General features: G+C 55.8%; 6 protein-coding genes. 1 reads left to right on the forward strand and 5 read right to left on the reverse strand.

The window, feature by feature from the left end:
- Positions 1-16 precede the first annotated feature (16 nt).
- Positions 17-1324, reverse strand: coding sequence for an aminotransferase class I/II-fold pyridoxal phosphate-dependent enzyme (locus ACR0ES_RS10825; protein WP_480773939.1), 1308 nt, complete (start codon positions 1322-1324; stop codon positions 17-19).
- 96 nt (positions 1325-1420) lie between these two features.
- Between ACR0ES_RS10825 and ACR0ES_RS10830 the strand changes: the two genes are divergently transcribed.
- Positions 1421-2299: a LysR family transcriptional regulator gene (locus tag ACR0ES_RS10830; protein ID WP_480870612.1), complete on the forward strand. Its 879-nt coding sequence runs from the start codon at positions 1421-1423 to the stop codon at positions 2297-2299.
- A gap of 262 nt (positions 2300-2561) precedes the next feature.
- On the opposite strand, the gene ACR0ES_RS10835 is transcribed toward ACR0ES_RS10830, so the two are convergent.
- The 4 genes from ACR0ES_RS10835 to ACR0ES_RS10850 form a co-directional block, all read right to left on the reverse strand.
- Positions 2562-2990: a phasin family protein gene (locus ACR0ES_RS10835; RefSeq protein ID WP_480488186.1), complete on the reverse strand. Its 429-nt coding sequence runs from the start codon at positions 2988-2990 to the stop codon at positions 2562-2564.
- A gap of 143 nt (positions 2991-3133) precedes the next feature.
- On the reverse strand, positions 3134-4258 hold the full coding sequence (locus ACR0ES_RS10840) for an ABC transporter permease (protein WP_480870614.1): 1125 nt from the start codon (positions 4256-4258) through the stop codon (positions 3134-3136).
- Positions 4259-6955 carry a ribosome-associated ATPase/putative transporter RbbA gene (gene rbbA / locus ACR0ES_RS10845; RefSeq protein WP_480832793.1) on the reverse strand — a complete coding sequence of 899 codons (2697 nt, stop codon included), beginning with the start codon at positions 6953-6955 and terminating at the stop codon, positions 4259-4261.
- Complete coding sequence (locus ACR0ES_RS10850) at positions 6952-7947, reverse strand: HlyD family secretion protein (RefSeq protein WP_480483857.1); 996 nt, start codon at positions 7945-7947, stop codon at positions 6952-6954. Before ACR0ES_RS10850 ends, rbbA begins: the two co-directional genes overlap by 4 nt.
- Between the last annotated feature and the right edge of the window lie 212 nt (positions 7948-8159).

Raw genomic sequence — 8159 nt, forward strand, 5'->3', positions numbered from 1 at the left:
TGGTGGCCGCTTGCGCCTAGTTCACGAAATGCAGCGTGTCGAATTCACTGCGCCAGGCAGAGACTTCCGAAGCGACAGGCGCGTCGTCCAGTCCTCGCGTGATCAAATCGGCGAGGCGATCAGCATCTCGAGAGGTCATGCCCCAGCGAACCAATTCAGGAGTGCCAATCCGCAACCCATTCAAGTCCCCTTCAACCGGCTTGACAGGTAATCCGATGCCGCATGCAAGAAACCCGCTTTCGCGAAGCTTCTTCGATGCCGCCTGCCCTCCGCCATAGGGCTCTGCCAGAACCGCGAACTGATGCGAATTGGTGAAGCCTTCCGCACCCTCAAAGACGCGAACACCCTGCGCATCCAACGCTGCGGCCAGTGCTTTTGACAGTGCGATCATCTCGTTCGCGTACGCCTGACCAAAGTCTTTCCAATCCAGCATGGTAACCGCAAGAGCGGCCGTTTTGGCGGCATCGAAATTGGCTGTCATCCCGGGAAAAGCAATAGCATCCAATGATTTGGCAATGTCGACATCATTCGACACGATCAATCCACCTGCTGGTCCACCAAGGCTTTTATAGGTGCTCATGGTCATGAAATGCGCGCCCTCGTTCAACGGGTTCGACCAGGCACGCCCCGCGATTATCCCGCACTGATGCGCGGCATCGAACATGACTTTCGCACCAACTTCGTCCGCAATGGCCCGCACCTCGGCAACAGGGTGTTCAAAAAGGTTCAGACTTCCACCGATCGTGATCAGCTTGGGGCGCTCAGCCCGCGCCAGATCGCGCAGCTGGTCCAGATCGACTGTGTAACCATTTGTGTTAACCGGGGCTTCGATCGTGCGCAGGCCGAACAGTCCCGCACAGCCCGCGGTATGATGGGTCACGTGGCCGCCGATCGTTGCGGGCGGAGCAATGATTGTATCCCCCGGCTTACAGGTCGCCATGAAGCCATAAAGATTTGCAATTGCGCCCGACGGCACGCGAACCTCTGCAAATCGGGCATCAAAGACCTCTGCACAAAGCTCGGCCGCGATAACTTCGATTTCTTCGATTGCTTCCAGCCCCATTTCATATTTGTCACCGGGATAGCCCAGCGAAGGCCGCGACCCGATGCCCGACGACAAAAGCGCCTCGGCCTTGGGGTTCATGACATTAGTCGCGGGGTTGAGGTTGAAACATTCTTTCTCGTGAATGCGGCGGTTTTCCTCTGCCAGATGCGCGATCAGGCCCAATAAGTCGCCAGACGAGGCCGATGCTGTCTTTGTTGCGATATTCTGAACCAGCGTTTCGCTTGCGGCGGGCACCCAGTCTCTATGTGCAAGTGTCATCTGACATCCTCCTGTTTCTTCCACTGTGACTGCTGCTGCGTGACTTCGCAAAGCAGATTTGTTATTTCTTGGCGTAGAAAAACTAAGGCTATGGTGATGAGCGTTTCCCCAAAGCGCCCCAAAGGGCCCCCACTGAACGCAATGCGCGCTTTCGAGGCGGCGGCGCGCCACATCAGCTTTGTCGCAGCGGCAGAAGAGTTGAACGTCACACCGGGTGCAATCTCGCAACACGTCAAAACGCTGGAAGGCTGGGCCGGAGCACCCCTTTTCCGGCGTCAAACGCAAGGCGTCGAACTCACACCCGAGGGGCAATCGCTGGTCGCTGGATTTACCCGGGCTTTTGACCAATTGGCCGACGCGGCCCGTGCGCTGCGCAACCTTAAACCCAATGCAGATTTTCATATCGCTGCTTTACCGGCCATTGCTCAGCTCTGGCTTCCCAAAAGGCTGCGCCAGATCCGATCTCAATTTCCTGACATCAGTTTTTCCGTCACTGCGCTGGAAGCGCCGCCGAGCCTGGGGCGCGAACTGTTCGACCTGTCAATCTTCTTCGCTCCACCGGACGGCACGGCCAATCAGGTGGTCGTTTGCCCGGACGAGATCGTGCCGGTTTGCGCCCCGGCGCTTAAGGACCAAGTTTGCCGCGCAAACGGTTTTCTGGGCGTACCGTTGCTGCACGATCTGGTGTGGAACGAAGATTGGACCAAATGGGCCCAACACTCTGGCTATGACCTGCATAGTGCCAAGGGCGGTGCTCAATTCTCCCTCTACAGTCTGGCCGTAGAGGAGGCGAAGGCCGGCGCAGGTATACTGATGGGACACCTGTGCCTGATCGAAGACGCCTTGGCCACAGGCGAGCTGACAGCTGCGCACACCAAATTGTTCCCAACCGACCGATCTCTGGTTATCCAAATGCCACAACGAACCCGCAGGAGACCGGAAACGGACCAGATTATCGCTTGTTTGTCCCGTTGACCCAAATTGTCCCAGACCCCAGCGCGGGATAGGTGGGAACTGAAAGGGGGGGCGAAAGATTGCCCAAAACACCGGGCACTTATTTTCGTCAAACTCGAACGCTTGGTCCCAACTTTGCATGTTCAGTCATGTTTGGGTACACACGAAAAACTGTCAGAGCGCTTCCGCAATCGTGGCCACTCGGTTTGGCCAGCGACACGTGGAGGGTCACAGTGCTCCGCGCCCGTAGAAGACGGGCTGCGTCAAACGGGTTTAGTCGGTCTCAGCTTTTGGCTTTGCCTGCGACCTTGGAGGCAGCTTCCATGTTTTCGCCGATGATGTCTGCTTCTGTTTCGCTTACGTATTTTGCACAGCGCGACATCATTTCGAACCATTCACGTGCGTCATCCACCATTCGTTCCATGGAATGGCGTTGCCATTCGGCGACGGCTTGCATCGTTTTGCTTGGATCTGGGTTGTCGCCAAACGTAGCTTCCCGGGCAGTTTGCAGCGCGGTGCGTGCAGCCTCATGGCGGCGCTTGAACCAGAGGCGGGAGTATTCCTCCGCCTCGCTCAGCAGGTGGTCTTGCGCTTTCCAAAACTGCTCAATCTGCGGCGTCACCGCGGAGTTCATGGACATCATGCCCTGCATGGATTTCAACACGTCGGTAAGGGCTTCCTGTGTCTCGATTTCGGCTGATTTTGTGGGCATTTGAACTCTCCCTGGAAAAGAAGACGGTGATTAATTTTACCACACCCAGAGGTGCACTCTCATTAACCGAGATCAAATTCACTGGGTAATTCGCGCCGTCGTTTCACAATACGCCCGTCCACAACATACACGGTCGGTTGATATCAACTCATCTGGGCGACTGACCGTCTGAACATAACCAGACTTGTCATCAACAGGGCCAGACCCAACACAGCCATCCAAACGAATTCCGGCCAGACCGTTTCAATTCCAGCACCTTTGAAAACAATTGCTTGGCTGGCTGACATATAGTGGCGCGATGGCAGAAACAGCGTTCCGGCTTGCAACCAGCCTGGTTGCCCCTCGACGGGTGTTTCCCCTCCGGACAGCATCAGCATTGGCAGGACAATCAGCATGACCAGAAGCGCAAATTGCGCCATTGAGCGCGCAATCGTCGCCAGAAATACCCCAAGCGCCGTGGCTGTAAACAGAAAAAGTGCGGTTCCAAATAGGAACAGTATCTTTGATCCGGCGATACGAATGTCCAACGAACCCTGCATGACAAAAGTCAGCGATAACCCCGCAGCGATCAGAACAACGGCCGCATTGGCCCAGATTTTGGCCATCGCAATGTCGAGCGGAGTTAGAGGCATGGCGAGCAGATGCTCAATTGTTCCATGCTCTCTCTCCCGGATCATGGCAGCGCCGGTCAGAATGGTCGTGAGCCACATGATCTGACCGATCAGCGCAACGATGCCCGCAAAACGCACCGTATCTCTGTTTGGGTTGAAGGCACTTCTTAGAATGACATTGATTGCGGGAGGATCTACGAGGTCGACACCAACTGCAAAGCGATGGATTTCAGCGCTCAATATATTGGTGATGTAATTGGCGCCGATACCTGCCTGCTCCATAGCCGTGGCGTCTATCAGAACCTGTATCTCTGGTGTGCTTCTGGCACGCAGGTCTTTTTCAAAACCTGGAGGAATGGCAACGATGAAGATAAACCGCCCGGCATCCATGTGCGCTGGGCCGGTCCCCGGTTCAATTTGCACGACCGGTTGAAACTCCGGTGGGAAAAACGCAGTGGCAAGGGTGCGCGATAGTGGAGAGTTATCCTCATCTGCAAATGCGATTGAGGCGTTATTCACCGAGCTTGCAACGCCTGTTGCTTCCATGATCGGAGCCAGCGTGAATGACCAGACCAGCAAGGCCATCATCACCCAATCGCGGCGCAGGCTCATCATTTCCTTCAACCCCAGCCAGAATATGCAAAAAAGGCGCTGCATTCACTTCTCCTGCGCGCGCAGGCAAAGGGCGGCGGCGAGTGTCAGCACTGGACCGAAACAGGCAAGCGCAAGAATGTCCGGGGCAAGTGATTCCCACCCCAAGCCCTTGGTGAACGCGCCGACGTTCAGGTGCAGAAAATAGGAAGATGGCCAGAGCGAGCCGATGAACTGAGCCCCCCCTTCCAAAGTGGAAACGGGCTGCAACAGGCCCGAGAACTGGATGGTCGGCACAACCGAGGCGATGGCTGTCGCAAATGTCGCTGCCACCTGGCTGGATGTCATTGTGGCAATCAGCAATCCATAGGACGTCGTTGCCCAGATATACAAAAACGCACCAACCGCTAGCGGAATGGGATCGCCTTTGAGCGGCACACCGAAGACGAGAATGGTCATCGCTGCCAGCAACAGAAAGTTTGCAAAAGCAATTGCAATATAGGGAATTTGCTTACCAATCAGGAATTCGAGCCGGGTTGTCGGTGTTACGTAGAAATTCACCACAGATCCCAGCTCACGCTCACGCGCGACACTGACCGCCGTCAAGACGGCCGGCAACATGATAAGCAAAATCGCCGGCATGGCCGGGGCCATTGCTGCAATGCTTTCAAAACTCTGATTGTAGCGAAATCGCGGTTCTATCCGGGCAATCTCGAAGTCCCGTTGCCCCGTCTTTCGGGCGTGTTCGTCCAGAAAGGACTGATGCAGTCCCGCGACATATCCTTCAACGGTCTCGCCTTTGAACGGAATGGCACCATCGACTGTCGCGAGGACCTGTGTTGGCTCGCCTGTGCGCAGCTTACGACCGAAGTTCGGTGGCAACTCTAAGACCAGTGAAACGTCTCCTGCCTGGAGCCGGTTGTGGCCTTCCATAGCGCTTTCCAATGGCGGCGTGGGTTTGAAATAGGACGACCCCGCGAACTCAGTTGCATAGGCACGGCTCTCAGGACCCTGAGAAAGGTCTAGAACGGCAAAGTCCAGTTCATCAATGTCAAGCGTGATGCCAAAGCAGAAAACCAACATCAAAATGGCTGACCCAAGAAACGCAAAGGCAAGGCGCACAGGATCGCGCGCCACCTCGACGGCCTCGCGTCGCGTATAGGCCAGTGCGCGCCCGACACTGCCACCGACGTGTTTGGAATTGGTGGCCAAATCAACTCTCGGTGCTTCAACCGGCGCCGGTCTTTCTGCCGCCTCCAGAATTGAGATGAACGCAGCCTCAAGGCTGTCGGCGCTTTCAGCGGCGATCAATTCGGCTGGTGTGCCTTCTGCCAAGACCTGGCCTGCGTGCATAAACGAAACACGGTCACATCGTTCTGCTTCTGCCATGAAATGGGTGGAGACAAAGATCGTTACCGCGTCTTGTCGGGACAACTCGACGAGCAAGGCCCAAAACGTATCTCGCGCCTCTGGGTCCACTCCGGATGTCGGCTCATCCAATATCAGCACACGCGGGCGATGGATGATCGCAACCGCCAGCGACAGGCGCTGTTTGATCCCAAGGGGCAGGGCGGCCGCAAGGGTATCACGATGCGTGCCGAGTCCGAATCGTTCCGTCAGTTCCGAAATGCGCGCGTCGCGGTCAGGGATTGCGAAAATCCGGGCGTGCAACTGAAGGTTCTGATACACTGACAATTCACCGTACAATGAAAACGCCTGACTCATGTACCCAATCTCGCGGCGCACCTTTCGATCCCTGGCGTCAACGGGTTTGCCGAATAACAATGCCTCGCCTGAGCTTGCAGGCAGCAAACCGGTCAGCATTTTCATCGTCGTGGATTTTCCGCATCCGTTTGATCCCAGAAACCCGAAAATCTCTCCGCGATTGATCGAGAAATCAACGTTGTTCACGGCGATGAAATCGCCAAAGCGCCGTGTCAGCCCGCGTGCAGTAATCACGGGATCCGATTTGATCTGTCGAACGATTGATTGACCCGGCGCTGAACCAGATGCCTCGTCTGCCCGCAAGCGTCGGTACGCAGTTTCGAAGTCCTTATCGGCACGCTTCAATTCGGCGGGTTTACCCTGAAAGATGACGCGACCTGCGTCCATCGCGACGATCCAGTCAAAGCCTTCGGCCTCCTCCATATAGGCTGTAGACACAAGGACAGAGAGCTTGGGGTTTTCCGTTCGGATAGCGTCGATCAATGCCCAAAACTGTCGACGCGACAACGGATCAACCCCGGTTGTTGGCTCATCCAGAACCAGGAGTTTGGGGTCATGAATCAACGCACAGCACAGGCCAAGCTTCTGTTTCATTCCACCAGAAAGCCTGCCCATCAGGCGATCCTCAAATGGTGCAAGCGCGGTCGCTGTCAGCAATGCGGTGATCCGGGCGTCACGCTCGTCGTGTCCCTGTCCGAAAAGGCCCGAGAAGAACTCCAAATTTTCGCGTACCGACAGTTCTGAATAGAGATTCCGACCCAAACCTTGCGGCATGAATGCGATCGCAGGGCATATTCGTCTACGATGAGTGGGCTCATCAATCGCTCCGCCCAGAACGTCGATTGATCCGGATTGAAGCTTTTTTGCACCGGTGATCAACCCAAGCAATGTGGACTTGCCCACCCCGTCTGGGCCAATGAAGCCGACAAGCTGTCCGGTTGGAAGGTCCAAGGTTACAGAGTTCAACGCGATGTGTTTTCGATACCTGTGTGTAACACCGGCAATTCGAAACTCTGACGAGGCGACTGTGGCATTCATTCGAACAGCTCTTGCGGGATGGGCTGTTCAAGCGCCTCGGGCCATGCGCTGGTGGGATCGATCCGTATCACGGCAATGCCGCGCAGGCCCGTTTTTACGTGTTCAATCCGGCTTTCAACCAGGTCCTGGGGGATACGAACGCGGACACGAAAGACCAGTTGCTCGCGTTCATCCAGAGTCTCGACTTGTTTGGGCGTGAATTGCGCCTCGGGAGAAACAAAGCTGACATATGCAGGTGTGGCGTATTCGGGTAAAGCATCAAGCACGATGCGAGCTTCGGCTCCAATCGGCAACAGCCCGGCTTCCCGCGCAGGAAGGAAAACTTCCATATACACGTTCTCGAGACTGAGAAGGGTCAGGATCGGTTCACCCGCTCCGACGACCTCGCCCGGCTCGGCCAATCGATAAAGAACGCGACCCGGCATTGGTGCCAGCAAGGAACTGTCTTCGATTTGCGCCTCAATCCTGCGCACCTCGGCTTCTGCAGCGGCAATCCGGCTTTCTGCGGTTGCAACTCGGGCTTTGGCGGCACCCAACACAGCAGACGCAACTTGGTGGATGGTTTCACGTTCCTCAAAAACTGTCTTAGAGATATTGTTCCCGGTCAGTAGCGCTGTAGCACGTTCAAGTTCCTGCGCCGCCCGACGTTGCTCACTTTGGCGTTGCAGAACCAAGGCTTCAGCTTCTGCTTTTGTCTGGCGCGCCAAGGCGACCTCGGCTTTTGCCCGGTCCAGCGCTGCAGACAATTCGTCTATATCCATCCTGGCAAGTACATCACCGGCGGCGACCATGCCGCCTTCAGGTGCCAGAACTTTGGCAACACGCCCGGCGATCGTTGGCGCAATTTCAACCTGCTCTGCCTCAATCCTTCCATTACCCTGTACGAAGCCACTCGGCAATTGATCGCCGTCTTGGGAGATGACGGAGTAAACAACCGCGCCAGCAACCACGATGACTACCAGAGCAAAAAAGATGGGCGAACTCTTCTTCATAGCTTTTGCCAGATCGTTGAATGCGACGGTCAGTCTAGTGCCTGGCAGGATTGGGGACTTTGCGATGGATCAAGCGTTTCCAAAGCATGCTTGGGGGAACAACATATCCTGTTGGTCGGAATGGACGTGTCGCGGTTTGCTGCCGCTCCTTTGATAGCATTTATTGCAGCAAAGGAGACGAACTATGGGACTGAAACGGACGGACGAATTTC

The organism is Ruegeria sp. N7 (assembly GCF_056531345.1).